General features: G+C 65.0%; 21 protein-coding genes, 2 other RNA genes and 1 pseudogene. 10 read left to right on the top strand and 14 right to left on the bottom strand.

Annotated elements, in window-relative coordinates:
* Positions 1–16: 16 nt before the first annotated feature.
* The 5 genes from betT to BJD12_RS08635 all read right to left on the bottom strand — a co-directional run bounded on the left by betT (position 17) and on the right by BJD12_RS08635 (position 5,364).
* Entirely contained in the window at positions 17–1,996 is a 1,980-nt protein-coding gene (betT, locus tag BJD12_RS08655) for a choline BCCT transporter BetT (RefSeq protein ID WP_005993079.1), read from the bottom strand.
* A gap of 133 nt (positions 1,997–2,129) precedes the next feature.
* Positions 2,130–2,867, bottom strand: a complete 738-nt coding sequence (locus BJD12_RS08650; protein ID WP_039419894.1) for an endonuclease/exonuclease/phosphatase family protein — start codon at positions 2,865–2,867, stop codon at positions 2,130–2,132.
* A 49-nt stretch (positions 2,868–2,916) separates the two neighbouring features.
* Entirely contained in the window at positions 2,917–3,729 is an 813-nt protein-coding gene (locus BJD12_RS08645; RefSeq protein WP_005993083.1) for a thiol:disulfide interchange protein DsbA/DsbL, read from the bottom strand.
* Positions 3,730–3,819: 90 nt separating this feature from the next.
* Positions 3,820–4,470 (bottom strand): thiol:disulfide interchange protein DsbA/DsbL, encoded by a 651-nt coding sequence (locus BJD12_RS08640; RefSeq protein WP_005993084.1) that lies wholly within the window; start codon positions 4,468–4,470, stop codon positions 3,820–3,822.
* Positions 4,471–4,566: 96 nt separating this feature from the next.
* Positions 4,567–5,364 (bottom strand): c-type cytochrome, encoded by a 798-nt coding sequence (locus BJD12_RS08635; protein WP_005993086.1) that lies wholly within the window; start codon positions 5,362–5,364, stop codon positions 4,567–4,569.
* A gap of 144 nt (positions 5,365–5,508) precedes the next feature.
* Here BJD12_RS08635 and yihA point away from each other — a divergent pair, with 144 nt between their 5' ends.
* A complete protein-coding gene (gene yihA / locus BJD12_RS08630; protein ID WP_005993088.1) occupies positions 5,509–6,132 on the top strand; it encodes a ribosome biogenesis GTP-binding protein YihA/YsxC in 624 nt (207 codons plus the stop codon).
* 270 nt (positions 6,133–6,402) lie between these two features.
* Here yihA and BJD12_RS08625 read toward each other — a convergent pair whose 3' ends face one another.
* A complete protein-coding gene (locus BJD12_RS08625) occupies positions 6,403–7,398 on the bottom strand; it encodes an MBL fold metallo-hydrolase (protein ID WP_005993089.1) in 996 nt (331 codons plus the stop codon).
* A gap of 104 nt (positions 7,399–7,502) precedes the next feature.
* Positions 7,503–8,349, bottom strand: a pseudogene (locus BJD12_RS08620) (helix-turn-helix transcriptional regulator).
* A 318-nt stretch (positions 8,350–8,667) separates the two neighbouring features.
* Between BJD12_RS08620 and BJD12_RS08610 the strand changes: the two are divergent.
* Complete coding sequence (locus tag BJD12_RS08610; protein WP_042828083.1) at positions 8,668–10,032, top strand: glutamate--cysteine ligase; 1,365 nt, start codon at positions 8,668–8,670, stop codon at positions 10,030–10,032.
* An 8-nt stretch (positions 10,033–10,040) separates the two neighbouring features.
* Here the strand turns inward: BJD12_RS08610 and BJD12_RS08605 are convergent.
* From BJD12_RS08605 to BJD12_RS08595, 3 genes are all read right to left on the bottom strand, one after another.
* Positions 10,041–10,116, bottom strand: a non-coding RNA gene (locus BJD12_RS08605) — sX9 sRNA.
* 343 nt (positions 10,117–10,459) lie between these two features.
* Positions 10,460–11,917 (bottom strand): ATP-binding protein, encoded by a 1,458-nt coding sequence (locus BJD12_RS08600; protein WP_005993092.1) that lies wholly within the window; start codon positions 11,915–11,917, stop codon positions 10,460–10,462.
* Positions 11,914–12,633 (bottom strand): response regulator, encoded by a 720-nt coding sequence (locus BJD12_RS08595; protein ID WP_074052817.1) that lies wholly within the window; start codon positions 12,631–12,633, stop codon positions 11,914–11,916. The genes BJD12_RS08600 and BJD12_RS08595 overlap by 4 nt, the downstream gene beginning before the upstream one ends.
* Before the next feature lie 137 nt (positions 12,634–12,770).
* Between BJD12_RS08595 and BJD12_RS08590 the strand changes: the two genes are divergently transcribed.
* Positions 12,771–13,871: a glycosyltransferase gene (locus tag BJD12_RS08590; protein ID WP_005993094.1), complete on the top strand. Its 1,101-nt coding sequence runs from the start codon at positions 12,771–12,773 to the stop codon at positions 13,869–13,871.
* A gap of 293 nt (positions 13,872–14,164) precedes the next feature.
* Here BJD12_RS08590 and BJD12_RS08585 read toward each other — a convergent pair whose 3' ends face one another.
* Positions 14,165–15,343, bottom strand: a complete 1,179-nt coding sequence (locus BJD12_RS08585) for a TDT family transporter (RefSeq protein WP_005993095.1) — start codon at positions 15,341–15,343, stop codon at positions 14,165–14,167.
* 106 nt (positions 15,344–15,449) lie between these two features.
* On the opposite strand from BJD12_RS08585, the gene BJD12_RS08580 reads away from it, so the two are divergent.
* The 5 genes from BJD12_RS08580 to fghA all read left to right on the top strand — a co-directional run bounded on the left by BJD12_RS08580 (position 15,450) and on the right by fghA (position 19,566).
* Positions 15,450–16,364 carry a LysR family transcriptional regulator gene (locus BJD12_RS08580; protein ID WP_005993096.1) on the top strand — a complete coding sequence of 305 codons (915 nt, stop codon included), beginning with the start codon at positions 15,450–15,452 and terminating at the stop codon, positions 16,362–16,364.
* Between the two features lie 219 nt (positions 16,365–16,583).
* A complete protein-coding gene (locus BJD12_RS08575; RefSeq protein WP_074052815.1) occupies positions 16,584–16,859 on the top strand; it encodes a metal/formaldehyde-sensitive transcriptional repressor in 276 nt (91 codons plus the stop codon).
* A gap of 63 nt (positions 16,860–16,922) precedes the next feature.
* Complete coding sequence (locus tag BJD12_RS08570; protein WP_005993098.1) at positions 16,923–18,032, top strand: S-(hydroxymethyl)glutathione dehydrogenase/class III alcohol dehydrogenase; 1,110 nt, start codon at positions 16,923–16,925, stop codon at positions 18,030–18,032.
* A 67-nt stretch (positions 18,033–18,099) separates the two neighbouring features.
* Complete coding sequence (gfa, locus tag BJD12_RS08565; protein WP_042828087.1) at positions 18,100–18,675, top strand: S-(hydroxymethyl)glutathione synthase; 576 nt, start codon at positions 18,100–18,102, stop codon at positions 18,673–18,675.
* A gap of 60 nt (positions 18,676–18,735) precedes the next feature.
* The gene (fghA, locus tag BJD12_RS08560; RefSeq protein ID WP_039421602.1) at positions 18,736–19,566 is read left to right on the top strand and encodes an S-formylglutathione hydrolase; all 831 of its coding nucleotides are present in this window, start codon (positions 18,736–18,738) and stop codon (positions 19,564–19,566) included.
* Positions 19,567–19,878: 312 nt separating this feature from the next.
* On the opposite strand, the gene BJD12_RS08555 is transcribed toward fghA, so the two are convergent.
* Both BJD12_RS08555 and BJD12_RS08550 read right to left on the bottom strand, forming a co-directional pair.
* Positions 19,879–20,217 carry a hypothetical protein gene (locus tag BJD12_RS08555; RefSeq protein ID WP_005993101.1) on the bottom strand — a complete coding sequence of 113 codons (339 nt, stop codon included), beginning with the start codon at positions 20,215–20,217 and terminating at the stop codon, positions 19,879–19,881.
* A gap of 86 nt (positions 20,218–20,303) precedes the next feature.
* Entirely contained in the window at positions 20,304–21,248 is a 945-nt protein-coding gene (locus tag BJD12_RS08550; protein ID WP_005993102.1) for a DegV family protein, read from the bottom strand.
* Between the two features lie 566 nt (positions 21,249–21,814).
* On the opposite strand from BJD12_RS08550, the gene BJD12_RS08545 reads away from it, so the two are divergent.
* Positions 21,815–22,630 (top strand): GH12 family glycosyl hydrolase domain-containing protein, encoded by an 816-nt coding sequence (locus BJD12_RS08545; RefSeq protein WP_005993103.1) that lies wholly within the window; start codon positions 21,815–21,817, stop codon positions 22,628–22,630.
* A 507-nt stretch (positions 22,631–23,137) separates the two neighbouring features.
* Here the strand turns inward: BJD12_RS08545 and BJD12_RS08540 are convergent.
* Complete coding sequence (locus BJD12_RS08540; RefSeq protein ID WP_005993105.1) at positions 23,138–24,739, bottom strand: rhamnogalacturonan lyase B N-terminal domain-containing protein; 1,602 nt, start codon at positions 24,737–24,739, stop codon at positions 23,138–23,140.
* Positions 24,740–24,813: 74 nt separating this feature from the next.
* On the opposite strand from BJD12_RS08540, the gene BJD12_RS08535 reads away from it, so the two are divergent.
* Positions 24,814–24,886: non-coding RNA, sX9 sRNA (locus BJD12_RS08535), on the top strand.
* Positions 24,887–24,911 lie beyond the last annotated feature (25 nt).

Genomic DNA, 24,911 nt, shown 5'->3' with positions numbered 1-24,911 from the left:
GCCGCAGCGAGGCAGCTCAGCGCGTGAGGTGCAAAAACTGCAGGTGACGCTCGTATTGATCGATGATGTCGTTGATGATTTGTTCTCGGCTGTAGCCAACCAGGTCGTAGTCCTGGCTGCCTTCGTATAGATAGACTTCTGCACGGTAATAGCGCTGGTTGCGCAAGCGCTGCGCGGCGAACGACGGGGTGAGATACCCGCGCATCACCACCTGGTAGCGGAAGCCCTGTTGTTCGCCGTGATCGACGCTGATCTCCATGTCGCCGTCGTCGATGCGGCTGCTGACGTTCCAGCCTTCTTCCTGCAACTGCGTGGTCACCGCCTCGATCGCCGGGCGCACCTGGTCGTGCATGAAGCGGTAGACCTCATCGCGCGCCGGGAAGTGCATCGCCTGGCCCAGACGCTGACGCCAGCCGCCGTGATGACGCGATTGCCCGATGAGCGGGCTGGGGCTGTAGAGCTGCGCACGTTTGCGCTGCGATTCCTGGCTCAACGCGCGCGACAGGCCCCATGCCATCAGCAGCAACACCGCAGAAAACGGCAGCGACGCCAACACCACCGCCGATTTCAGCGCGTCCATGCTACCGGCCAGCAATAACCCTGCAGTGACCACGGCGGTGAGTACGCCCCAGAACACACGCAGCCAGCGCGGGCCGTCGTCGTGCGGCTCTCCGCCGTGCGAGGACAACGTGGACAGCACGACGGTGCCGGAGTCGGCCGAGGTGACAAAGAACACGAAGCTGATCGCCACCGTGACCGTGATTACCGTGCGGCTCCACGGGTAGCCTTGCAGGAGCGAGTACAGCACCGTCTGCGGCGCCTCGATGGCCTGTTGCGCCAATGCGCCCTGGCCATGATGTAGCAACTGGTCCAGCGCGCTATTGCCGAAGATCGACAGCCACGCCAGGGTAAAGCCGAGCGGGATCAACAACACGCCCAGCACGAATTCGCGAATGGTGCGGCCGCGCGAGATGCGCGCAATGAACAGGCCGACAAAAGGTGCCCAGCCGATCCACCACGCCCAATAGAACACCGTCCAGTTGCCCAGCCAGTCGGCACGGCCGCCATAGGCATAGACGTCGAAACTCTTGCCGACCACGCTGCCCAGGTAGTCGCCCAGGTTCTGCATCAAGGCATTGAGCAAATATTGCGTTGGGCCGGCAAACAGCATGAACAGCAGCAGCGCGATCGCCAGCAGCATGTTGATGTCCGACATCCAGCGCACGCCTTTTTCAACGCCGGACACCGCCACCACGATGGCCGCGCCCATCATCGCCACGATCAACGCGACCTGCACCCAGTGCGTATGCGGCACATCGAACAAGGTGCTCAGCCCGGCGTTGAGGTGCAGCACGCCGAAGCCCATGTCCGCACCGATGCCGAACACCGTCGCCACGATGCCCAGCGCATCCACCGTGTACCCGATCGGCCCGTTGATGCGCTTGCCGATCAGCGGATACAGCGCCGAGCGCAAGGCCAGCGGCAGGTTATGACGGAAGGCGAAGTACGCCAGCGCCATCGCCGCCAACGCGAACACGCCCCAGCCGTGCAGGCCCCAGTGCAGAAACAGCAACTGCATCGCCTGCCGTGCGGAAGCTTCGCCGCTGCCGGTGCCGCCTTGTGGCGGTTGCAGATAATGGGTCAGCGGTTCGGAGACGCAGAAGAAGAACAGCGTGATGCTGATGCCGGCGGCAAACAGCATGCCGGCCCAGGAGAGATAGCTGAATTCCGGCTCGTCGTGATCGGCGCCAAGCTTGATGTTGCCGTAGCTGGAGAGCGCGGTGCCCAGCACGAACACCAGATACAGCGTCATCGCCAACAGGTAGTACCAGCCGACATTGCGCGAGGCCAAGGTCTGCGCATCCAGCAGCACACGGCCTGCCTCCAGCGGAAACAGCGCAACCAGCAAGGCGAATGTGCACACCACCGTCGCCGCCAGCAAAAACACCGGCCGCAAGGTGCGCACCGGCAACGGCTGCGGTTCGACGGCACTCATGCCGACGCACTCATATGATGCGTATCACGTGACGTGTTCCCAACGAAAAACCGCCTGCGTTATCGCACAGGCGGTGTCTAGGGGGTGTCGTCGGTCGAGTCCGCCAGTGCGAACCCGTGGGCAGTTGCGTACGCTAGCGCAGCAACTGCAGCGGAACGCGGATATCCATGCCGACGGCCAGGTGATCGGAGAACGCCGCAGGAATCGCTTCGGTGTGTTCGATCACCAGACTGTCGCTGACCAGGATATGGTCGATCGCCCGGTCCGGGCGCCAGCTCGGGAAGGTGTGCACCACGCCGCTCGGCGGCTGCAATCGCGTATGCCGATACAGCGCCTGCATCTCCGGCCGGTCGGCCACGCAGTTGAAGTCGCCCATCAGCATTGCGTTCGGATGCTCGGAGAGCAGCTCGGCAATGAAGGCCAGCTGGGCCATGCGCGAATTGGCGCCCAGCGACAGATGCGCCACCGCCACCGCCAACCCGTCGCGGCCTTGCCCGAACTTGGCCAGCAGGATGCCGCGCCCACCGATGCGGCCGGGCAGGGCGTGGTCCTGCACTTCCAGCGGCTCCAGCTTGCTCAGCAAACCGTTGGCGCTGGAGGCCACCCCGCCCATGCGGCGGTTGGGCTGGTGGCTCCAGTAATGGAAGCCGGCACGCTCGGCCAGATAGTGGGTCTGGTTGGTGAAGCCCGAGCGCAGGCTGCCTGGGTCGGCCTCCTGCAGTCCGACGATGTCGCGGTCGCCGGCCAGCTTGGCGATGCTGTCCAGGCTGGTGCGCTTTGCGCCCAGCGGCAACGCATGCGACCAGCTGCGGGTCACGTAATCGCTGTAGCGGCGGGTGCTGGAACCGGCCTGGATATTGGCGGTCAGCACCCGCAGGGTGCGCGAGTCCGAAGCGTTCACGATGCGGCGATCACCCGGCTCACTTGGCCAGGGTGGCGCGTTCGCGCGCGATCAGGTGATCGGCGATACGCAGCATGTCCGGGAAGCTCTTGCCCTTGACCAGGTACTTGCCGTTGACGATCAGCGACGGCGTGCCGGTGATCTGGCTACGGGTGGCGAACTGCTTGGCGCGGTTGGTCTTGGCCGAGACGCCGAAGCTGCTCATGGTGTCGATGAAGGTCTTCTGGTCGACGCCGTACTTGGCGTAGAACGCGGCGATGTCCTGCACCGAATCCTTGCCGCGCTCGCCCTTGAGGGTCTGGTCGACGTGGATGGCCTTGTACAGCGCTTCATGGGTCTTTTCCTGCACGCCCAGCGTTTCGGCGGCATAGAACGCACGGGCATAGTCGTCCCACGGGCCACCGAACATCGCCGGTACATAGACGAAATGCACGTCGGACGGCAGCCCGGCCTTCCACGGACCGACCAGCGGCTGGAACGCGTTGCAGGCCGGGCAGACATAGCCAAAGATTTCGGCCACTTCGATCTTGCCGGCGGCCTGCTGGTACGGCTGGCCTGCCTGGATGTCCATGTAGTCCGTGCCGGCGACCGGCTCGGGGCCGTTCGGTGCACGCGGAGCGGCGCTGGGTGCGGCGGCAGGCGGCGTGGTGGCGCTTTCGCCAACCGCAGGCGGGGCGGCCGGATCGGCGGCCGGTGTAGCGGCAGGTGCAGGCGTCGTTTCGGCAGCCGGTGTGGCGGCGGCAGGTGCGGTGTCGGACGAGCCGTCCTGGGCCTTGCAGGCGACCAGGATCGGCAGCAGCGCCATCAGCGTCAGGGCGAAGCGGGTCTTCATCGGATGGAATCTCCAGCGTGGGGCGAGGAAAGGGCCGGACGGCCGCGGGGCGCATGATGCCACGGCGGCCGTCGGTGGCGGTTACGCGGTTCAGCGCTTGGCAGGCGCGGCGTGCTCGCGGGCGATGAGGTAGTCGGCCACGCGCAGCATGTCCGGGTAGTTGCGCGCGCCGATCAGATAGCGCCCGTTGACGATGATGGCCGGGGTGCCGGGCAGCTTGCTGCGCTGCGCGAACTCGCGTGCGGCCTTGAGCTTGGCATCCACCTCCGCGCTCTTGAACGTGTCGACGAAGCGCTGCTGCGGCACGCCGTAGTCGGCATAGAACGCAGCCAGCTCTTCCGGCGCCACGTTCTGGGTCGGCACGCTCTGCTTCTCGTGGATGGCGTCGAACATGGCGCGGTGGCTGCGTTTGGCCACGCCGAGGATGTCTGCAGCGAAGTACGCGCGCGCAAACGCGTCCCAGAACCCGCCAAAGGCGGCCGGCACCGGGGTGAAACGCACGTACGACGGTTGCTTGGCTGCCCAGGCTTCCAGCGTCGGCTCGAAGTGTGCGCAATGCGGGCAGGTGTAGCCGAACACCTCCACCACTTCGACCTTGCCGGCCAGCGGCGCATACGGCTGGCCGCCGTCGATCAGGGTGTAGTCCTCGCCTTCGACCGGGGGCGCCTTTTTGTCGGCGGCGCAGGCCGCCAGTGGCATCAGGATCAACAGCAGCAGGGACAGGCGGGAAAGCAGATTCATGCAGGCTCCGTGGGGATCAGAGAGGAGGGTTAGGAAACGACGACGCCGGTCGCGGGACCGGCGTCGTGACACGGTGGTGCGGATGGGCGGCTCAGCTCATGAGCGCGCCGGCGTCCCGGCAGGCGTCTGCGTAGCGGCGGCATCGTCGGCGCGGTCGTGCAGACCTTGCAGATAACTGGACAGCGCCTGGATCTCCTGCTCGCTCAGCGGGCGTGCCACCTGCGCCATGATATTGAACAGCGCCGGGTTGCGCTCCTGGGTAGTGCCGGCCTGGTATTCCTTCAGGCGTCGCGCCACGTAGTCGGCATGCTGGCCGCCCAGGCGCGGATACGCCGGGCCAGGGTTGCCGCCACCGGACGGGCCGTGGCAGGCCATGCAGGCCGGCACGCCACGCGCGATGTCGCCACCGCGGTAGAGCTTTTCCCCGACCTCGTAGAACTTCATGCCCTGATATGGCCCTTCGGCGATCACCGCATCGTCGGCGACCCCGGCGGACGCCTTCTGGGTGGCGAAGTAGGCGCCCAGATCGCGCATGTCCTGTGCGGTCAGGTCCTTGACGAACGGCACCATCACCGCCGACATCCCGGTATTGCGTTCGCCGCTTGCAATCAGCGCCACCTGATGCGCCACGTAGCGCTCGGTTTGCCCGGCGATGCGCGGGTACATCGCCACCGCCGGATTGCCGTCCGGGCCGTGGCAGGCCGCGCAGGCGGCGGCCTTGGCCTGGCCGGCCTTGGCATCGCCCCAGGTGGTCTTTGCCAGATCCACCTCCAACGGCGCAACGCGCACGGGCGGCGGATCGGGGATCGGCGTGACTGCCGATTGCGCAAACGCCACGGCCGCAACGACCGGCACGGCGAGGGCGGCGAGGACTAGCACACGAGCATGGCGCATCAGCTAAAGCTCCGTATGGACCCTGCCCGCGCGCGTTGGGTACTGGCTGTGGCAGGCGTGCTTCGATTATCGACACGCCTTTGCGCCAGGGTCAACGAACAGTGCAGCAAAACCGGCAGCGCCCGAACGTGCGATCCTAGGGGGATGTCGCTCCTTATCGAACAAGCCCGCTACCACCTGTCCGCCCACAACGCCCGGCAATTGCCCGACGATGGCGGCTACGAGGTGGCCTTTGCCGGCCGATCCAACGCCGGAAAATCCAGCGCACTCAATGCGCTGACCCGCCAGAACTCGCTGGCCCGTGTGTCCAAGACCCCCGGCCGCACCCAGCAGCTGGTGTTCTTCCAGATCCAGCCCGAGCGCTATCTGGTGGATCTGCCCGGCTACGGCTACGCCAAGGTGCCGCAGGACCTGCAGGCGCACTGGCAGGCCTTCATCGACCGCTATTTCCGCACCCGCGAGGCGCTGCGTGGCCTGGTGGTGGTAATGGACATCCGCCATCCGCTCAAGGATTACGACCTGCAGATGCTCGGCTACGCCGCAGAACGCGGCCTGCCTGCGCATGGGCTGCTGACCAAGGCCGACAAGCTCGGCCGTGGCCAGCAGATGCAGACCCTGCAGAAGGTCAAGAAGGAAGTGACCTCGCGCTTCGGCGACAGCGTGACCGTGCAGACCTACTCGGGCGAGTCGCGCCAGGGCGTGGACGAGTTGCGCGGCATCGTCGGCGGCTGGCTGGGCCTGGATGGGGTGCCGCCTGCAGCGGAGTGAACCGGGCCAGGCGCCAGACGCCTGTGCCTGCAGGCAGTCCAGCACGGCGAGCCAGGGCTCGCCGTTTTCATTTGCGGCATCGTAGGGCTGGCGACACCGGGGCCGCGCTGCGGGACAGGGACTGCGTGGGTGCGCAGCGCGCGACGCGTCGCCGGCGGCGCCTCCGGCTTACGCCGCAAACGGTAGCGCTAAGCCGCAGTGCCGCGTTCTGCGCGCCCGGCAGCTGCAGATCGCATCAAGAGGTGATGGGTCGCGCGGCTGCCCCATCGCTCAAGGCGTTGCCGGCACCGGGCCGAATTCGGTGGGCACCCAGGCGAACGCCTTGCCCTCGCGGCGCACATGACCCAGGCCCGGAAATGGCAAATGCGCGCCGGCCACCCACCAGCGGCCGGCGGCGGCTTGCGCCAGCAGGCGACAACGCGAGGCGATCGCCTTGCTGCGATCGCTGTCGGCCTCGAACGAGGCGTCCGGCTGCGCAAACTGCACGGCGTGGTAGTGCAACACATCGCCCCACACCAGCAGCGTGCTGCCGGCGCCGCCGTTGAAGCGATACGAGACGTGGCCGGGCGTATGGCCCTGGCTGTCCAGGGCCGTGATGCCGGCCGGTAATGCGGTCTTGCCCGGCTGGAAACGGCGCAGCCGCCCCTGGGCCTGATACGGCGCGACGGCCGCGCGCGCCAACGGGAAGGCGAACTGCAGCATCGGCGCGGCACCGGCCTCCGAGGCGGGATCCAGCCAGTACGCGGCATCGGCCTCGGACACCCACACCGTGGCGTTGGGAAAGGCCGGTGTTCCCTGCGCATCGAGCAGGCCGCACAGGTGATCCGGATGCGCGTGGGTGAGCAGCACATCGTCGACCTGGGCAGGGTCGACACCGGCGGCGCGCAGGTTACCCAGCACCTGACCCAGGCCGGGCCCCAGGCCGGGCCCCAGGCACTGCGCGGTGCCGGTATCGATCAGGCTGAGGTGGCTGCCGTCCTGGATCAGATAGGCATTGACTGCGGTCTGCAGCCCCTTGCTGTCTTCGGGGACGTAGCCCTGCGCGAGCAGGCGGTCGCGCTCGGCCGGGTCCACATTGGACAGCTGTCGACGCGTCAACGCCACGCTGCCGTCGAACAAGGCGGTGACGCGCAGCGTGCCGATGCGCTGCAGGTAGAAGCCGGGGACCTGTGCGTGGGTGGAGACGGGCGCAGCGGCGTGCGCCAGCGTTGCGCTTGCGGCGAGTAATACCAGCGGCGCCAGCGAACGCAGGGCGAAAACAGACATGGGCAATTCCAGGACAGGCGGCAATCGCCGCGGTGTCGTCATGCTGGCGGCAGCGACCTGCGCGATTCGCTCATTGCGCTGCGTGAAGCGCTCGCCCTGCCGATTTAGCGGTTATTGCCGATGCTGGCCGGGTCCAGTCCGTAGCGCTGCTGGAATCGCTGGCTGAAGCTGCGGGTGGAGCGATAGCCGGCACGCGCGGCCACCGTCTTGAGCGGCCAGCGCGTGCTGTAGAGCAAGGCCATGGCATGCGCCAGCCGCGCGTCGGTGATCAGGTCGCGCAGCGAACGCTGTTCGGCGGCCAGATGCCGGCGCAAGGTGGCGCCACTGACGCCCAGGCTGTCTTCGATATCGCGCGAGCGCCACGCCCGCTGCGGTTGCGCGGCGATCAGTGTACGCACCTGCTCGGCGATGCTTGGCGTCGGCGGCAGCAGCAAGCCGCCGTGGCCGCGACGACAGACGTGGATGACCAGTGCCGCCAGCGCCAGGCGTGCTTCGGTGTACAAACCGTGTTGCAGTGCATCGCGCCATTGCCGCAGCGGCAGCGCGACATCGATCGCCGGCAACCGCGCGATGTCGGCGCCGGCGTCGGGCAGCGGCTCGTTCCACAACGCGCGCGCAGCGGCCAGCGCCTCTTCGCAGATCTTCGCAGAGGGGGACCACCGCGCTCATGTAGAGCCCGGTCTGCGGGTCGGGCGTGTTGATCACATCGATCCGGCAAGGGCGGGTCGCCAGGAACAGATCGCCGGGCACGAGCTGCAGCGATTGGGTCGCGCTGCGCACCTGTTGGCGGCCCTGCAGCACAATCGCGAACTGCGCCTGGCTCAGATCCACCGAGCGTGCCCCGTGCTCGCGCCGCGCGCTCACGCAGGCGAAGGCATCGGCGCGCTCGCCTTGCATCAGGCTGGCCATCTGCGCAATCAGCGTGTCGGTGGGCGTGGGCGCAACGGTCATGGCCGGGCGATGCTACAGGAACGCGCCTGCGCGGCCGGGGCGATTGCACGCGGTGCAGCCCGCCTGCGGAAATGCACAGCGGTCGCGCGTCGGCGTGGATGGCTGCCTCCTGCGGCCTGTTCCGTCACGCCCGACGGCGGGCTGTAGGGGTGCGCCTGCGCCTGCCGTTGCGTCGGCCGCGCCGTGCGCATGGATGGAAATCTCAGACCCGGCCGATGACAGCAATCCTTTCCATGCCCTGCGGGTATAGTGCGGGCCTTGCGGTGGCTGGGGAGAATCCCCACATCGTCCCACCCCTTCACGTTTGCGAGCCTGCCCTTGTCGAGTCCCAGCCACGTTGCCGAAACGCCGATCACCGAACGCGCGGAACTGGTCCAGGTCCTCGCCTCTGGCGAGAAGCCCAGTGCGGACTGGCGGATCGGCACCGAGCACGAGAAGTTCGGCTTCCAGCTCGATGATCTGCGCGCGCCCACCTTCGAAGGCGCGCGCGGCATCGAGGCCTTGCTAACCGGCTTGACCCGTTTCGGCTGGGAGCCGGTGCAGGAAAACGGCCACACCATCGCGCTGCTGCGCGACGGCGCCTCGGTGACGCTGGAGCCGGCCGGCCAGCTGGAGCTGTCCGGTGCAGCGGTGGAAACCCTGCATCACACCTGCGTGGAAACCGGCACCCATCTGGACGAAGTGGCGCAGGTCGCCGGCGAGTTGCAGCTGGGCTTTTTGGGCATGGGCTTCCAGCCCAAGTGGCGGCGCGACCAGATGCCGTGGATGCCCAAGGGCCGCTACCAGATCATGAAGAACTACATGCCCAAGGTCGGCTCGCTGGGCCTGGACATGATGACGCGCACCTGCACGGTGCAGGTCAATCTGGATTACGCCACCGAAGCGGACATGGTGCAGAAGTTCCGCGTGTCGCTGGCGTTGCAGCCGATCGCCACCGCCTTGTTCGCTGATTCGCCGTTCACCGAGGGCAAGCCCAACGGCTACCTGAGCTATCGCTCGCACATCTGGACCGACACCGACGCCGATCGCACCGGCATGCTGGACTTCGTGTTCGAAGCTGGTTTCAGCTACGAGCGCTACGTCGATTACCTGCTCGATGTGCCGATGTATTTCTCTTATCGCAATGGCGTTTATGTCGATGCCAGCGGGCAGAGCTTCCGCGACTTCATGCAAGGCAAGCTGCCGGCATTGCCGGGCGCGTTGCCGACGCTGCGCGACTGGTCAGACCACATGACTACCGCGTTTCCGGAAGTGCGGTTGAAGAAATACCTGGAAATGCGTGGTGCCGATGCCGGCCCGTGGAATCGCCTGTGCGCATTGTCGGCGTTCTGGGTCGGGCTGTTGTACGACCAGACCGCGCTCGATGCGGCCTGGGATCTGGTGAAGGATTTCAGCCCCACCGAACGCCACGCCCTGCGCGACGGCGTGCCAAAGCATGCGCTGGGCCTGCCGTTCCGCAACGGCACCGTGCGCGACCTGGCGGTAGAGGCGGTCAACATCGCCCGCGAAGGCCTGCGCCGGCGCGCGCGCCTGAATGGCGACGGCCAGGACGAAACCGGCTTTGTTGATGTGATCGCCGAGATCGCCGAGAGCGGCGTCACCGCTGCCGAGCGCAAGCTGGCGCTGTATCACGGCGCATGGAACGGCGATATCGACCGGGTGTTTCGCGAGTTTGCATACTGAGTAGTAGCGGCTCACACAACGCAGCGCACAGTCTTCGGGTGAGTGCGGACAGCGCGGAGGAGCCGGCGTGTACGGGTGATGTATGCCGCACCGAGCACCGTGCGTGCCCGCCTGGCGGTGAGCAGTGCAGGTTGCTAGCTGCGCTAGTGATGTAGTCGAACGCGCCGTGATGCGGCGCGTTTTGCTTTGCGTGGATGTGTGACCGGCAAGTTGTCGCTTGGCGACGTGCGGTTTCATCCCGGCGCCTTTGATGCGTGCGGTCCCCGACGTCCTCCACGTGGTTGGCCGATGAGTGCGTTACTTACTTGCGCCGGATCGGACGCAATGGCTGGCTAGCTGGTGTAATGCGTTGCCTCGAGTGGGGCGCTGCACTGCCACTGGTGCGCGCCGTGCGTCCTGCTCCGGTCCCCGCCGCTTCCGGTCTCGCTCAGCGCCGCTCCGGCATGCACGGCAGGCGCACAGTCACGCGCAGCCCGCCGTGGGCGCGGTTGTCCAGGCGCAGGTCGCCGCCATGCGCCAGCACGATGCTATGTGCTACCGACAAGCCCAGGCCGATGCCACCGGTGCCACGGTTGCGCGAAGATTCGCCGCGCACGAACGGCAGTAGCAGTTGTTCGCGCTGAGTCGGGTCGATGCCGGGGCCCTCGTCGTCGATCCACAGCACACCATCTTCGCCATCGCGGGTGAGCTGCAAGCGCGCGCATTTGCCGTATTTCAAGGCGTTTTCGAGCAGATTCATCACGGCACGCCGCAATGCCAGCGGGTCGCCGTCCAGGGTGATGGTCGGGCCGGGCAGCAGCACCGCGTCGGCGCCGATATCGGTGGCGTTGTCGACCACGCTCTCCACCAGCAGGCGCAGGTCCAGCGGCGCGCGTTCGCCGCGATGGCGATCGTTCTGGATGAAATCCAGCGCCGCAGAAATCATCGCCTTCATTTCGTCGATATCGGCCAGCGCCTTTTCACGCAGCGGCGGTTGCAGGTCGTCCAGTCGAAACGACAACCGCGCCAGCGGGGTGCGCAGGTCGTGCGCGATGGCTGCCACCATGTGGGTGCGCTCGTTGATCAGTCGGTTCAGGCGCGCTTGCATCGCATTGAACGAATCTGCGGCGCGAACGATTTCCGGCGGGCCGCTACGTTGCAGTGCGGCCGCGTGGGGATTGCGACCCAGCCGGTCGGCGGCTTCGGCAAAGCGCTTGATCGGTGCCGACAGCGCGCGAGAGAACCACCAGGCCAGCGGTACATTGGCCAGCAGACCGGCCAGAAACAGCAGCACGATATGGGTCTTGAATTCGGCCGATAGCCGCCGCCGCGGCGATTCCACCGTCCGCCAGCGGCCATCGGGTTGTTGCAGCGCGGCGGTAAAACCATCCAGCAGCGGCACGCCGGGCGTCAGACGTTCGCTTTCCCAATCGTCCGGTGCCTGCTCCGGGCGCGGCGCGTCTCCGAACGACGGGTCCGCGGGCGTCCATTCGGGCGCCGTCCGTTGCCGGCCATCGCTTCCTGCGTCATTTGCGTGCAGTCGCCGCGGCCGATTAGCGGCAAGCCGCGGGCTTTCGCGGTCGTCGGCACTGCGATAAAACCGCACGCGTTGCGCGTCCACGTCTAGCCAATGCGCCAGCAGCATTTCCGCAAAGGCATCGCGCACGTGGCCGGGCGGTGCGGACGGCGCCTGCGTGCCGTCGTGGACCTTCAGGGTCTGGGTACCGGCGGGCATGCGCGTGGACAGCAGCGCCACCACTTCCGGCGGATGCACCGGCGGCTCGTAGACCGGGGTCCGCATCACCAGCAGGGCGATGCCAATGACCTGGGCGGTGAGCAGGGCCACCGCCAGCAGGACGAACGTGCGGGCAAAAATCGACAGTCCGCGACGTGCCGCTTTGCTCACAGACGCGAGACGCTTGGCAGCAACATGTAGCCTTCGTTACGTACGGTGCGAATCAACTCGGTATGGACCCGCTCATTGATCTTGCGGCGCAGGCGGCTGATCTGGCTGTCGATGGCCCGGTCGTAGACGTCGGTATCGCGGCCGCGCGCATATTCCAGCAACTGGTCGCGGCTGAGCACGCGCTGCGGATGCTCGACGAAGGTGCGCAGCAGGGCGAACTCGCCATCGGAGAGGTTGATGAAGATGCCGGTCGGGTCGCGCAGGTCGCGGCGCACCACATCCAGACGCCAGCCGGCGAATTCGTAGACGTTTCCGCGCTGGTCGGCCTGCTCGTTGCTGGCCTGGCTGCGGCGCAGCAGGGCGCGCACCCGTGCCAGCAGTTCGCGCGGGTTGCAGGGCTTGGCCAGGTAGTCATCGGCGCCCACCTCCAGGCCAATGATGCGGTCGGTATCGTTGCCCAGTGCACTGAGCATGATGACTGCCGGCGAACCGCGTTCGCTAGCCAGGGCACGTGCCGCGCTCAGTCCATCTTCTCCCGGCATCATCACGTCGAGTACGATGAGGTCCGGGCGATGCTGTGCCATGCGCGTGCGCATGTCCGCCACGTTCTCGGCAACGTCCACCTGGTAACCGTGGGTGCTCAGAAACTCGCCGATCAGCTTGCGCAGGTCCGGGTCGTCGTCGACCACAAGAACGCGGGGTTGTTGCATATCCATGGAGGTCATCGTCGGTGGCGCGGAGATTGGACCGCGCAGGGTGGTGGCTACCGGATACATGGTGCTCGCAGGTGCAAGGCTGGAACAGGCATCATAATGATCAAATTTGTCAATCATTGGCACACGTGCACAGCAACATGACGGGACGGGACATCACACAGGACGCCATCGCTTCGGCGCCGCGCCAGCCCGATGGCGGGTGGGTGCATGACAGGGCGTTTCCGATGATGCGGGTCATCAGCCGCGACAACGGCGTGGGCCTGACCCGCGACATGATACTGATGGCGCAGACCCTGCGCGCCGGTGGGGTGCCCGTACAGGAGCTGGGGTTCACCAGCCAGCGGTTGCAGGACACCGGGCGCGAGGTGCGCCTGTGGGCCAGTCGCGCGCTGTTCGGTCGGGTGCCGCTGCAGATCTTTTCCGAACGGGTGTACGCGCGCTGCCTGCCGCTTGGGCAGATCAACCTGCTGGTGCCCAATCCGGAATGGTTGCTGCCCAAATGGCTACCGCTGCTGCCGAAATTCGACGCGGTGCTGTGCAAGACCCACCATGCCGAGCGGATCTTCCAGCGGCTGGGCTGCACCACGCGCTTCATCGGGTTTACCAGCCCGGATCGCTACGATGCCCAGGTGCCGCGCCAGCGCGCCTTTTTTCATCTGGCCGGGCGCAGCACCGCCAAGGGCACCCGCGTGCTGCTAGAAACCTGGAAGCAGCATCCAGAGTGGCCGCTGTTGACGGTGGTGCAGAATCCGCGCACGGCCGGCAAGCCGGTGGTGGCGGCGAATATCGACCACCGCGTGCGCTATCTCGACGATGCGGAATTACGTCGGCTGCAAAACGCGCATCTCTTTCACATCTGTCCCTCCGAAGCCGAAGGTTTCGGGCACTACCTGATGGAAGCGCTGAGCGTGGGGGCGGTGACGTTGGCCACCGATGGCGAGCCGATGAACGAATTGGTCAAGCCGGAGCATGGCGTGCTGATTCCGGTGGCCGACGTGCGCCAGCGGCGGCTGGCCTCCTACTATTACGTGGATGCAGCGGGAATTGCGCAGGCGGTGGAAACCGCGCTTGCCATGCCGCAGGACGCGCTGGATGCGCTGTCGGCCAATGCGCGTGCGTTCTATCAGGCCAACGACGCCGCGTTTGCAGCGCGCTTCCGTGGTGCGGTACTCGCTTCGCTACCGGACCACACACCGCAAACCGCTGTTGACATTGCGCCGGTCGTGGTTGACGGATAAGAGATTTGCGCGTCTATTAGCGCTTGCTGCTGTGCATGACGGTATGCCCGCTGCGGACCGTTGTGGCGAGGCTACTTCGACGAACGCAATTTCAGGTCGGCGTTGCCTCCGCAAGTGCAACGTCAGAGGTGGTGTGATTCACCCCGTGGTTGATCCGGCTGGCGCGCTACTAGGCTTGCTCAGTACGCGAAGTGACGGCGTCGAATGCATGCGATGCACGATCCATTAGTAGCCGCCTGCGTGGAAGGCAGGGGTGGAATCCAATGGCCGCGCGCCGATCAAGCGCCACTGCTTCACGCCTCAACGCGTGGTGGCCCGCTTTGGATCTCCGCAATGCAGGGAGATACGAACAGATGGCCGCGATATGCACCGGCCAGCGTCTTGGTCGCGACAACTGCCCAGACCACGCCAAGCACTGCTACCAGCGCGACGCCTAGAGTGCTAAAGAACATCAGCTGCAGCAGCGCGCCAAGTTTCAAGGTGGCCAGCGCGTAGACACCAAGCGGGAAGGTAAAGCCCCACCAGCCCAGATTGAATGGCACCTCGGCACGGAAGTAGCGTGCGGTGATCAGCACCGACAGCAGTAGCCACCAGGCGCCCAGCCCCCAGAACAGCAGGCCGCCGATCACGCCGATGCCCGCTGCGATCTGTCCAAGATCGGCCAGCCCATGTGCGGCGAAGATCGCCGGGGCGTCGGCCCCCATCGCCAGCATACCCAGCGCACCGGTCGCGATCGGGCCAAGCGACAACCAGCTCGATGCTGCCATGCTGGCTGGCGGCAACTGATGCAAGGCCATGCGCAGCAGCAAGATGACCAGGATGCTCATCGCCACCGGCACCGAATACGCCCACAACGCATAGCTGGCGATCAGCACCGCGAACCGCATGCCCGCATCGGCAAGGTGCGGAGCCAGCAGGCCGCCGCTGGCCGCTGCCACTTCGGCCGCCACCACCGGCAACAGCCACACGGCGGTCATCTGTTCGATGCGGTGCTGTTGCCGGGTGAACATCAGATACGGCACGCCCACCCCGCAGGCCAATGCCATTGCGACGTCCACCCACCACAAGGTTTCTGCCAGCGGCAGCACGGCGCTGCCCCAGCGGGGCACGCCGTACAGCAACAGACCATTGATGACGGTCGCCAGCCCCATCGGGATGGTGCCCAGGAACATCGAGGCGCTGGCATGCGCGAAGATCCGTCTGGCTTGGTCGAAGTACAGCGCCCACCGCGCGGCGTACAGCAGCGCGAAGACGGCAAACAGCGCAACGTTACATATCCAGAGGCGCTCGCCGGCCGCCACCAAGCCTGGAGCGCGCCACGGCAGTTGAGCGAGCGCCAGCGCGAGAATGCCGGTGCCCATGGTGGCCGCGAACCAGTTCGGGGTGAACTGTCGGATGACCTCGCGCGGGCCGGACAACGCCTTGAACGGGCGCAGCCTCTGGGCAAAGGTCAGTGCAGGTGCAATGGACATGGCAGCAGGCGACGTGTGAGCAAGACAGTGGCAACAGTGTCGAGCGAAAGCGCATAGCTGTAAACGGGCAATATTGGTATTGCATACTTGTAAAACCGGTAGATTCGTGCGCCTGACATTGCGGCAACTTCAGATCTTTTGCGCCATCGCCCATCATGGCAGCACCACCAGCGCAGGGCTTGCGGTAGCGTTGTCGCAATCGGCGACCAGTGCAGCGCTCAACGAACTGGAACAGGCGTTGGCGACGCAATTGTTCGATCGCGTCGGCAAACGTCTGGTGCTCAATGATGTCGGTATGGCGCTGTTGCCGCAGGCGCGCAAGCTGCTCGATGGCGCACAGGAGATCGAGGCGGGTTTCCAACCAGGCGCTATCGCTTCTATGGCGCGTTTGAAGATCGGCTGCAGCACAACGATCGGCAACCATGTGCTGCCATTGGTGCTGCGTGCGCTACGCAAGCAGGCGCCAGCGCTGCGTGTGGACATGGAAAGTGCCAACAGCAGCGCGATCGCGCGCAAGGTGGCCAACTTCGAGCTGGATATGGGGCTGATCGAAGGTCCCTGCCATCTGCCGGAGCTGCATGCCGAGCCCTGGCTCGTGGACGAGTTGTTGGTGGTGGTCGGTCGCCGGCATCCGTTGGCCAAGCAGGCCAAGGTCACGCTGGCCGATTTGCGTGACGCCGACTGGCTGTTGCGCGAGCCAGGCTCCGGTACGCGTGAAGAAGTGGAGCAGTTGCTGCTGCGGCATCTGCATGTGTTGTCCGATACGCGGCAGATCGGTAGCTCTGAAGCGATCAAGAACATGGTGGTGCAAGGCTTGGGTGTGAGTTGCCTGTCGCGGTGGGTGGTGGAGGGGCTGATTGCGACCAAAAAATTGACGCCGCTGACCGGCGGGTTGCCGCGACTGACCCGGCGGTTCTTTGTGATCACGCATCGCGAGAAGTTCTTTTCACCCACGTTGAAGCGATTTCACGCCGCCTGCCAGCAGTTCAAGCAGGACCAGAGCGAATCACCCAGCCGGTAGTCGCGCGCACGCCAAGCTGCGCAAATCGCTTGCGGCAATGCAGCAGCTGGGCCGTCGCGGCACTGTCTGGAGTAGCGCGTAAAGGCCACATGCCACTGCTGTGAAGCCGGTCACCTTCTGTCGAAAACGACACGCCTTGGTCGCTGCGACCTGGTCGGCATCGCTTTTTTTACACAGATGCCTATACTGCCCCCCAGTATTTTGGGTTGGGGGGACGGCATGCCGCATTCGCCTTTGGAGAAGAAGCGCGCCCTGGCGCGGGTGCGACGATTGCGCGGACAGTGCGATGCACTTGAGCGTGCGCTCGCGTCGGGCGCAGACTGCGCCCCGGTGCTACAGCAGATCGCCGCGATCCGGGGAGCAGTCAATGGGCTGATGTCGCAGGTGCTTGAAGCGCATATCCGGGAAGATTTCGGACATGCCGCCGCGTCCGATGCGCAACGCGCCGAACGGGTTCAGGAATTGCTTGGCCTTGTCCGGTCCTATCTCAAATGAACTCCCACCGGGGCGGCGTGTGCCGTTCCCGTCCTCGTACATCTTCGTCAGGAGCGCTCATCCATGAAATCCCGTGCAGCAGTTGCATTCGGACCCGGCAAGCCGCTGGAAATCGTCGAGATCGACGTCGCACCGCCAAAGGCCGGCGAAGTGCTGGTCCGTATCACCCATACCGGTGTGTGCCATACCGATGCCTTCACGCTGTCCGGTGACGATCCAGAAGGCATCTTCCCGTCGGTGCTGGGGCACGAAGGCGGCGGCATCGTCGAGCAGATCGGCGAGGGCGTGACCAGCGTCAAGGTCGGCGACCACGTCATCCCGCTGTACACGGCCGAATGCCGCAAGTGCAAATTCTGTCTGTCGGGCAAGACCAACCTGTGCCAGGCCGTGCGCGCCACCCAGGGCAAGGGCTTGATGCCCGACGGCACCACGCGCTTTTCCTATAACGGCGAGCCGATCTACCACTACATGGGCTGCAGCACCTTCAGCGAATACACCGTGGTGCCGGAAATCTCGCTGGCGGTGGTCAATCCCGAAGCGCCGCTGGAAAAGGTCTGCCTGCTCGGCTGCGGCGTCACCACCGGCATCGGTGCGGTGCACAACACCGCCAAGGTCAAACCGGGCGAAAGCGTGGCGGTGTTCGGCTTGGGCGGGATCGGGCTGGCGGTCATCCAGGGTGCGGTGCAGGCCAAGGCCGGGCGCATCCTCGCCATCGATACCAACCCGGGCAAGTTCGACCTGGCGCGCAGCATGGGCGCCACCGACTGCATCAACCCCAAGGACTACGACAAGCCGATCCAGGAAGTGATCGTCGAGTTGACTGATGGTGGCGTGGATTTCAGCTTCGAGTGCATCGGCAACGTCAACGTAATGCGTTCGGCGCTGGAGTGCTGCCACAAGGGCTGGGGCGAGAGCGTCATCATCGGCGTGGCCGGTGCCGGCCAGGAAATCAGCACCCGCCCCTTCCAGTTGGTCACCGGCCGCGTGTGGCGCGGCAGTGCCTTCGGTGGCGTCAAGGGGCGCACGCAATTGCCTGGCATGGTGGAGCAGTCGATGAAGGGCGAGATCGACCTGGATCCGTTCATCACCCACACCATGCCGCTGGAAGAGATCAACGAAGCCTTCGACCTGATGCATGAGGGCAAGTCGATCCGCACCGTGATTCATTTCTGACCGCACGGCCAGGAGCGGCGCGCGGCCGCTTCCGCGCACGTGGGACCGAGACCCCGGGAGGGGCATGATGGCTAACGTGTCGATTCATCCTTCAGTAGATGGTGGCGTTGCGCGAGGTGGTGCGGAGAACTTTCAAGGGGGAACCCTCGAGTGCCACTGCGCCACCGACAAGGTGACCGTGGACGTGTCTGCGCAGACCGCGCACAACCACGCCTGCGGCTGCAGCAAGTGCTGGAAGCCGGAGGGCGCGAAGTTCTCCGTGGTGGCAGTAGTGTCACGCGACAACGTCAAGGTGACGGCGCACGAAGAGAAGCTGAAGATCGTCGATGAAAGCGCGACGATCCAGCGGCATGCCTGCACAGGCTGCGGTGTGCATCTGTTCGGCCGGATCGAAAACAAGGAGCATGCGTTTTACGGCCTGGATTTTGTGCACTCCGAGCTATCCAAGCAGCAGGGGTGGTCGGCACCGGGTTTTGCCGCATTCGTTTCGTCCATCATCGAAACCGGCACCCCGCCGGAGCAGATGGATGGCGTGCGCGCGCGTCTCAACGAACTGGGCTTGACGCCCTACGACTGCCTGTCGCCGGCATTGATGGATGCCTTGTCTACTCAGGTGGCACGCAAGAAAGGCTTGTTGCACTGATGGTCCAACCCTGCGGCCGGCAATCGGTCCGCAGGGTTTTTCTCCTCGCAAGGAATTTTCATGGAACGTATCGAACACCGTGCCTGTTTTGGCGGCTGGCAGGATGTGTATCGGCATCAATCGCAGAGCCTGGGTTGCGCCATGCAGGTGGGCGTCTATCTGCCACCGCAGGCCGCCGATGGCCCACTACCGGTGCTGTACTGGCTCAGCGGCCTGACCTGCACCGAGCAGAACTTCATCAGCAAGGCCGGCGCACAGCGCTATGCCGCCGAGCACGGCGTGATCTTGGTAGCGCCGGATACCAGCCCGCGTGGCGACGAGGTGGCCGACGCGGAGGGCTATGACATCGGCAAGGGTGCCGGTTTCTACGTCGATGCCACGCAGCAGCCGTGGGCGGCGCATTACCGCATGTACGACTATGTGGTGAACGAACTACCGGCGCTGATCGAAGCGCACTTTGCCACCACCGGTGCGCGCGCGATTAGCGGACACTCGATGGGCGGGCACGGTGCGTTGACCATCGCCCTGAAGAACCCGGGGCGCTATCGCAGCGTGTCGGCGTTTTCGCCGATCGTGGCACCCAGCCAGGTGCCATGGGGCGAGAAAGCGTTCGGGCAGTATCTGGGCGACGATCGCAACAGCTGGAAGGCGTATGACGCCACCGCGTTGATCGCGCAGGCGCAAGAACGTTTGCCGCTGTTGATCGATCAGGGCGGGGCAGACGAATTCCTGGAAAATCAGCTGAAAACCAGGTTGTTCGAAGATGCTGCGAAGGCAGCGGCGTACCCGGTGATCGTACGCATGCAGCCCGGGTACGACCATAGCTATTACTTCATTGCCAGCTTCATTGGCGAGCATATTGCGCATCACGCCAAGGCGTTGCGGGGATAAGTGTGTCGTGTTGCGGTTGCAAGCGAGCCAGCGCTGGAATGCACTCGCTGTAGACGTGTGCGCCTCCATGCAGCATGGGTTGCACGAGCCACTTGCTGCCGCTTAGCACGTAGCCCCCTCTTTCCCTCGGGAGAAGGTGCCCTGGAGGGGCAGATCAGGGTGCGGGCGGCGCTCGGTGCAGAGAGGGGCACCTGCTGCTTCGCCGCAGCCCCTCTCCCAATGGGAGAGGGGCTTGAGCATGGCGCGAAGCCTCTGACTGACCGGACCTAGCGCTGTTGCGGCGCAGCCTGTGTGCTTATCTGATGCACATGGTCAACGCACGTCGCGCATCTGCCAGTGGTGGCCGGCCAGAGCCTGCATGCGTTGCTTGAACAGGTCGCCCGGGATGCTGGTAGTGGCGACCAGGTCGATGCGCAGATCGTCCTGCTTGCCGCTGACGGTTGCCGATGGATCGGTGATGCCTAGCGCGGGGTCCACTTCGTCCGGGTCGGCCTGCAGCTGGCGCCAGCGGCCAAACCAGGCCGGGTCGCGTAGCGCCGCCTGCAACTGTTCGGCAAACGCCTCGGCACCGTTGGCGGTGAAGCTGACCGATGGCGCGCTGCCGCGGGCCAGCTTGGGGTCGGGCAGGCTGATCGAGTAGCTCACAGGCATGGATACACTCCGTTGAATGACGGCGGCACACTAGCCGAGAACGGGTGAGAACGCCGTCGAAGGCCATGCGCCGCCACGTGCTGGCTTCAGGCGGAAAACTTGTGCGGTTCAGCGGCGAAGGCCACCGCCAGCGCGCCCTTGCCCACGTTGACCATGCCGGTCAGGCTCATCACGCTTTCGAACAATTGCACGCCATGGCTCTGGCAGGCGGCCTGCAGCGCGGCATAACCGGGCAGGGCATGCAGCTCGGCCAGCTCGCCGCCATAGCCCACGCACACGGTGGGCGTCATCAGTCCTTCGCGGAGCTTGCGCACGGTGAAGCCGAACAGTTTCTCGGCCGACGGCTCGAAGCCCTTGAGCTTGGCCACCGGTTCGGTAACGCCGCGATACGCGCGCAGCACCGGTTTGATATCCAGCGCGCTGCCCAGCGCCGCGCCGATCAGCCCCACGCTGCGATCGCCCTTGGTGCGGGCACGTGCGCGCAGGTAATACAGATCGCGCGGAATCATGTAGCCATACGTGTGCTCGGCCAGCTGCTCCAGCCGGGTGCGAATCGCCGCCACGCCCTGGCCCTGGTCGCGCAGGCGCACCGCTTCCACTGCGGTGACGCCCTGGCCGGCAAACAGGTTCAAGGTATCGATTACGCGCAATGCGAATGGCGAGCTGTGACCTGCAGCCTGACGGATCGGCTTGTAGTCGTTGAGGATCGCGAAGCTGGCCTGCATGGCGTTGTGGTAGATCTGGCTGCGCAGCTTGGAGATGGTCAGGCAGAACACGTGGTCGTAATCGATGACCAGGCGCTGCAGAAACAGATCGCGGATCTGGTTGACCGAAAACGGTGTGGTCTCTGCCTCGTGTCCGCGCTCGGCCACATGCGCCTGCAGAAAACTCAATGTGGCTTCTTCATCGCGATGATCGGCCAGCACGGCCTCGCCGATACGGACGCTGATCGGCAGCACGATCACGTTGTTGCATTGGATGAAGTCCTGCGGCAAATCGCACGCACTGTCCACCACGATTCCGATGCGCATCGTCGCCCCCTCCGGCTATTGCGTCGTATCCAATTGCGAACGCTATCGCAAAACCGCTGCCGCGCGTAGAGCCAGCGGTCGGAACACTCGTGGCGGGGATGGCTAGCGGCACCAACGCTGTCGATCGAAGGGCGGTGAGTCACGATGTTCGGGGTGATTGCGCGCCGGAGTCTAGAGATTGCACAGGGTGCACCCGGCATGGCGGTCCGGTTGGACCGGGAGCCATTGCCCCGCACGTAGGACAAGGCAGCAGCCGACCAGCGCAGCCTCCGGTGTCGCATCGCGATGTGAACACACGACCATGTGGCTCTGCACAATTGGCGTACGGTGCCGATAGCGCATAGCTGAGCAGTACATGCCGGATCGCCAGGAAGTTGGGTATGAACTGAGGACCAGGACACGCTCGGCCTGCCAGGTAGCGCCCGCTATCGCGCTTGGCAGGGCTGCCTTGCTGGAATCGCTATAGCTCCAGCCGCAGCGCCGCTGCTAGGGTCGGCCGCAACCGCCACAGTGCGGTCCCGGGGCATCGCAACGGTGCTCCCGCGCTGAACACCATGGAGAGTCCAATGCATACCACCCTATCCAATACCTTCACCCAGACCGGTGCGCAGGCGCCCAGCACACGGCGGCGCGCATCGCGCTGGTGGAAGGCCGCGCTGGCCGTCGGCCTGGTGGCGCTGGCACCGGCGGCACTGGCCGGGCCGTACAAGATCTTTGGCAACCACTACGCGTGGGTCAACAACTTCAACGATCCCAACAACATCATCCAGGGCACCTTCGGCACCGGGAGCACGCCCGAGCTGACGGTGACCTTCAACTTTGCCGACTACAACCTTTACGGGTATCCGGCGATCGTGCGCGGCTGGCATTACGACTGGAATCCCACCAGCGACACGCTGTTCCCCAAGCAGATTTCCTCGATTTCCTCGCTCCCGTTCAAGTTCAACTACAGCGCCGGCGGCACCAACCTGGCGGGCGATTTTGCCTACGACATCTTCTTCCGCTGGGATACCGCAAAGGGCAACCCGCAACTGGAGGTGATGATCTGGGGCGACCATAACTCCTGGCCGATCGGCACGGTCACCGCCACCAAGGTGATCACTGCAGGCGGGCGCACCTTCGATCTGTGGGAAGGCTTCAACTCCGGTGCCGGCTATTACGTGTACACCTTCATCCCGACCGGCACCGCCGGCCAGCCGACGCTCAAGACCAGCGGCAATCTCAATATCGATGCCAAGCCGTTCTTGACGTGGCTACAGAACAACCGCTCCAAGGATGGCCGCTACAACAACAGCATGTACCTGCACGCGGCCGAAGCGGGATTTGAAGTGGTACGCGGCAATGGCTGGGCCAAGGTCAGCGCCACGATGGATGCCAAGTAAGCGCACCTGATGAGCCATGCATGGACCGACAGCGCAGTGGTCGGTCCATGCAGGCGGTGTGTCAGTGACGGTCTGCACGGTGTTGCTTGATGGCCACGACCGCTGAACTGCGCTGCATCGAACACCCACGTGTACGCCCCCATCTGCGTTCGGCATGGCAGCGCCGGCAACGGCAATGCGCTTGCGGCCAAAGGCAACCTCCCTCCTGACGTCAAAGCGTTTTGACCAGATTGCAGGCGCTAAGCGGCAGCGATGGTTGCTCCAGCAGTCATCTCTCTCTGATGAGGATGGTATCGCTCACCAGGTCGATTGCGGCCAAGTAACTGCGTCACTCGCCATCGATGCGAGGTGTGATCGCATGGTTGCTGTGTGCATGGTTGTAAGCGTGATATTTGCGCACAACGCCTGAGCACCCGCAGCGAATGATGGCAATGCCAAACCACGGCCACCATTGCACGTGCGTTCGCACAGTGGCGGCCATGCCGCTCTTTCCCGTGTGCGATGGAGTTAAAGCGCTACCAACTGGACGCTGTCGAACACGACCGCCGGGCTGAGGTAACCGTTGTCGGGCGATCCCGATGCAAGCCCGATCTCGATGCGGTTGCTGCCGGCCTGCAGCGCCGAGGCGGGAATGTCCACCTCGTACAGCGTGTTGTTGCCACGCGTGGTGCCACGGATAATGCCGCGCGTCTTGGGCTGGTTGGGTGCGGCAGGAAGCGGGCCATTCCAGCGTGCGTTGACGGCGATCTGCGGGCGGGCACTGGCCTGCGCCAGCGGCACGAAAATCCGCAGGCGATAGTTGCGGAGCGCATTGAATGCCAGGGTGAAGTCGATGCGGGTGGGCGTATTGACGCTGCGCCACTGCACGGCCGGAAAATTTGTCTGGCTGCTCGATCCTACAGTGTAGGTGACTGGCGCCCAGCGCATGCGTGTGTCGGAAGGATGCGCACGCGGTAGCAGGTCGGCATGGCGAAATCCGGCCGGCGTGCCGTCGGGCACACCGATCTGCCATTTCACCGTGCCCGGCAACGCCGTGGCCTGCAACATCGCCTGTGCGGTGGCATTGGCAACTACGTCGACATCGCGTTGCGCCACTTCCAGCTCGTTCTGGTACAGCGTCATGCGGTAGCGGCCCGGGCGCACGCTGGAAATCCGATAATCGCCGCTGCCGTTGGCAGTGGCCCAGTACTGCGCCTGGTCGCTGCGCAAGCCGACCACGGCCGGTTGGCCGGACAACACCCCGCTAACCCGCCCGCTCACCTTGCCACGCCCGCTACTCGCCAGATAGCCGCTCAAACCCAGTGTGGCATCCACAAAGTCGGTGCTCAGCTGCGCACGGTTCGGTGCACCGCCATCGGTAAACAACAGACCGTAGACACCATGCAGGCCACCGCGAAACGCTTCGGTCTGGGTGTGATCGGAATACATGTAGTTGTAGAGCTCATGTGTCACGCGGGTTTTTTGCGTGGCAATGTCCTTGAAGAACGGCCCGCCGGAACTATGCTCGCGGTCGCCCATCAGCATGAACACCGCAACCGCCGAGCCACTGACGCCATGTACCTGGTCGTCGATCATGCGGCGCGCCGAATAGAACTTGGAGCTAGTGCGCCCGTCCGGCAGCAGAAACACGTCTTCGGCTTCGATCGCAGTACCGACATTGGAGTCGGGCTCCTGCTGCGCGGTGGGCAACTTGGCGACGTTCAGGCGCGCGATGAAGCGCAGCTCGCCTACCGGCAGTCGTGTCGGTGCATACGTGGCCATGTAGATCGCATTGCGGCCCTTGCGTGCGATGTAGTACTGGGTCAGATCGCCGGCCCTGGCCGACACCACGACTGCCCCGCCCACCACGCGCGCTTCGACGCTGGCGCTACCCAGGCCCGAGGCGACATGCGATCCCTTGGATTCGGTGGTCTGCAACTCGTTGTCGCGGTAGCGCATCGACACGATGTCGCCGTTGTTGGCGTTGATCGAAAACATCAGTTCGGCGCCGGTGTCCACCACCACACGGTCGCCGCTGCGGGTGAATCCAAAAGCTGCCATGGCCGGTGTGCTGACGCCGCCGTAAAGACACAGCGCACATACCAGCATGCGCAAGGTGAAGTGGAGCATGTTCAGTTCCTTGGCGCCGCTACCAACACCGCTGTGCTCACTGCCAGGCGGGCGGGGCGGGTGCTCGGTGCGGTACGTACCACTCGTACACTCCGGTTTCTCCGCGCGTCCACCCATCTCACGGCTGCTCGCTGCGTTTTGTTAGCCGCTCTTAATTGAGGGAAGGACGTGG

The organism is Xanthomonas vesicatoria ATCC 35937 (genome assembly GCF_001908725.1).
Taxonomy (GTDB): Bacteria; Pseudomonadota; Gammaproteobacteria; order Xanthomonadales; family Xanthomonadaceae; genus Xanthomonas; species Xanthomonas vesicatoria.
The sequence above is the reverse complement of the archived record's forward strand: the minus strand, read 5'-3'. Positions and strand labels throughout refer to the sequence as shown.

Excerpts from the sequence above, each read along its gene's own strand:
- betT (WP_005993079.1), bottom strand. The coding sequence starts at position 1,996 with ATGAGTGCCGTCGAACCGCAGCCGTTGCCGGTGCGCACCTTGCGGCCG.
- BJD12_RS08645 (WP_005993083.1), bottom strand. The coding sequence starts at position 3,729 with ATGAAGACCCGCTTCGCCCTGACGCTGATGGCGCTGCTGCCGATCCTG.
- BJD12_RS08640 (WP_005993084.1), bottom strand. The coding sequence starts at position 4,470 with ATGAATCTGCTTTCCCGCCTGTCCCTGCTGCTGTTGATCCTGATGCCA.
- BJD12_RS08635 (WP_005993086.1), bottom strand. The coding sequence starts at position 5,364 with ATGCGCCATGCTCGTGTGCTAGTCCTCGCCGCCCTCGCCGTGCCGGTC.
- yihA (WP_005993088.1), top strand. The coding sequence starts at position 5,509 with ATGTCGCTCCTTATCGAACAAGCCCGCTACCACCTGTCCGCCCACAAC.
- BJD12_RS08625 (WP_005993089.1), bottom strand. The coding sequence starts at position 7,398 with ATGTCTGTTTTCGCCCTGCGTTCGCTGGCGCCGCTGGTATTACTCGCC.
- BJD12_RS08595 (WP_074052817.1), bottom strand. The coding sequence starts at position 12,633 with ATGGATATGCAACAACCCCGCGTTCTTGTGGTCGACGACGACCCGGAC.
- BJD12_RS08590 (WP_005993094.1), top strand. The coding sequence starts at position 12,771 with ATGACGGGACGGGACATCACACAGGACGCCATCGCTTCGGCGCCGCGC.
- BJD12_RS08585 (WP_005993095.1), bottom strand. The coding sequence starts at position 15,343 with ATGTCCATTGCACCTGCACTGACCTTTGCCCAGAGGCTGCGCCCGTTC.
- BJD12_RS08575 (WP_074052815.1), top strand. The coding sequence starts at position 16,584 with ATGCCGCATTCGCCTTTGGAGAAGAAGCGCGCCCTGGCGCGGGTGCGA.
- BJD12_RS08570 (WP_005993098.1), top strand. The coding sequence starts at position 16,923 with ATGAAATCCCGTGCAGCAGTTGCATTCGGACCCGGCAAGCCGCTGGAA.
- gfa (WP_042828087.1), top strand. The coding sequence starts at position 18,100 with ATGGCTAACGTGTCGATTCATCCTTCAGTAGATGGTGGCGTTGCGCGA.
- fghA (WP_039421602.1), top strand. The coding sequence starts at position 18,736 with ATGGAACGTATCGAACACCGTGCCTGTTTTGGCGGCTGGCAGGATGTG.
- BJD12_RS08555 (WP_005993101.1), bottom strand. The coding sequence starts at position 20,217 with ATGCCTGTGAGCTACTCGATCAGCCTGCCCGACCCCAAGCTGGCCCGC.
- BJD12_RS08550 (WP_005993102.1), bottom strand. The coding sequence starts at position 21,248 with ATGCGCATCGGAATCGTGGTGGACAGTGCGTGCGATTTGCCGCAGGAC.
- BJD12_RS08545 (WP_005993103.1), top strand. The coding sequence starts at position 21,815 with ATGCATACCACCCTATCCAATACCTTCACCCAGACCGGTGCGCAGGCG.
- BJD12_RS08540 (WP_005993105.1), bottom strand. The coding sequence starts at position 24,739 with ATGCTCCACTTCACCTTGCGCATGCTGGTATGTGCGCTGTGTCTTTAC.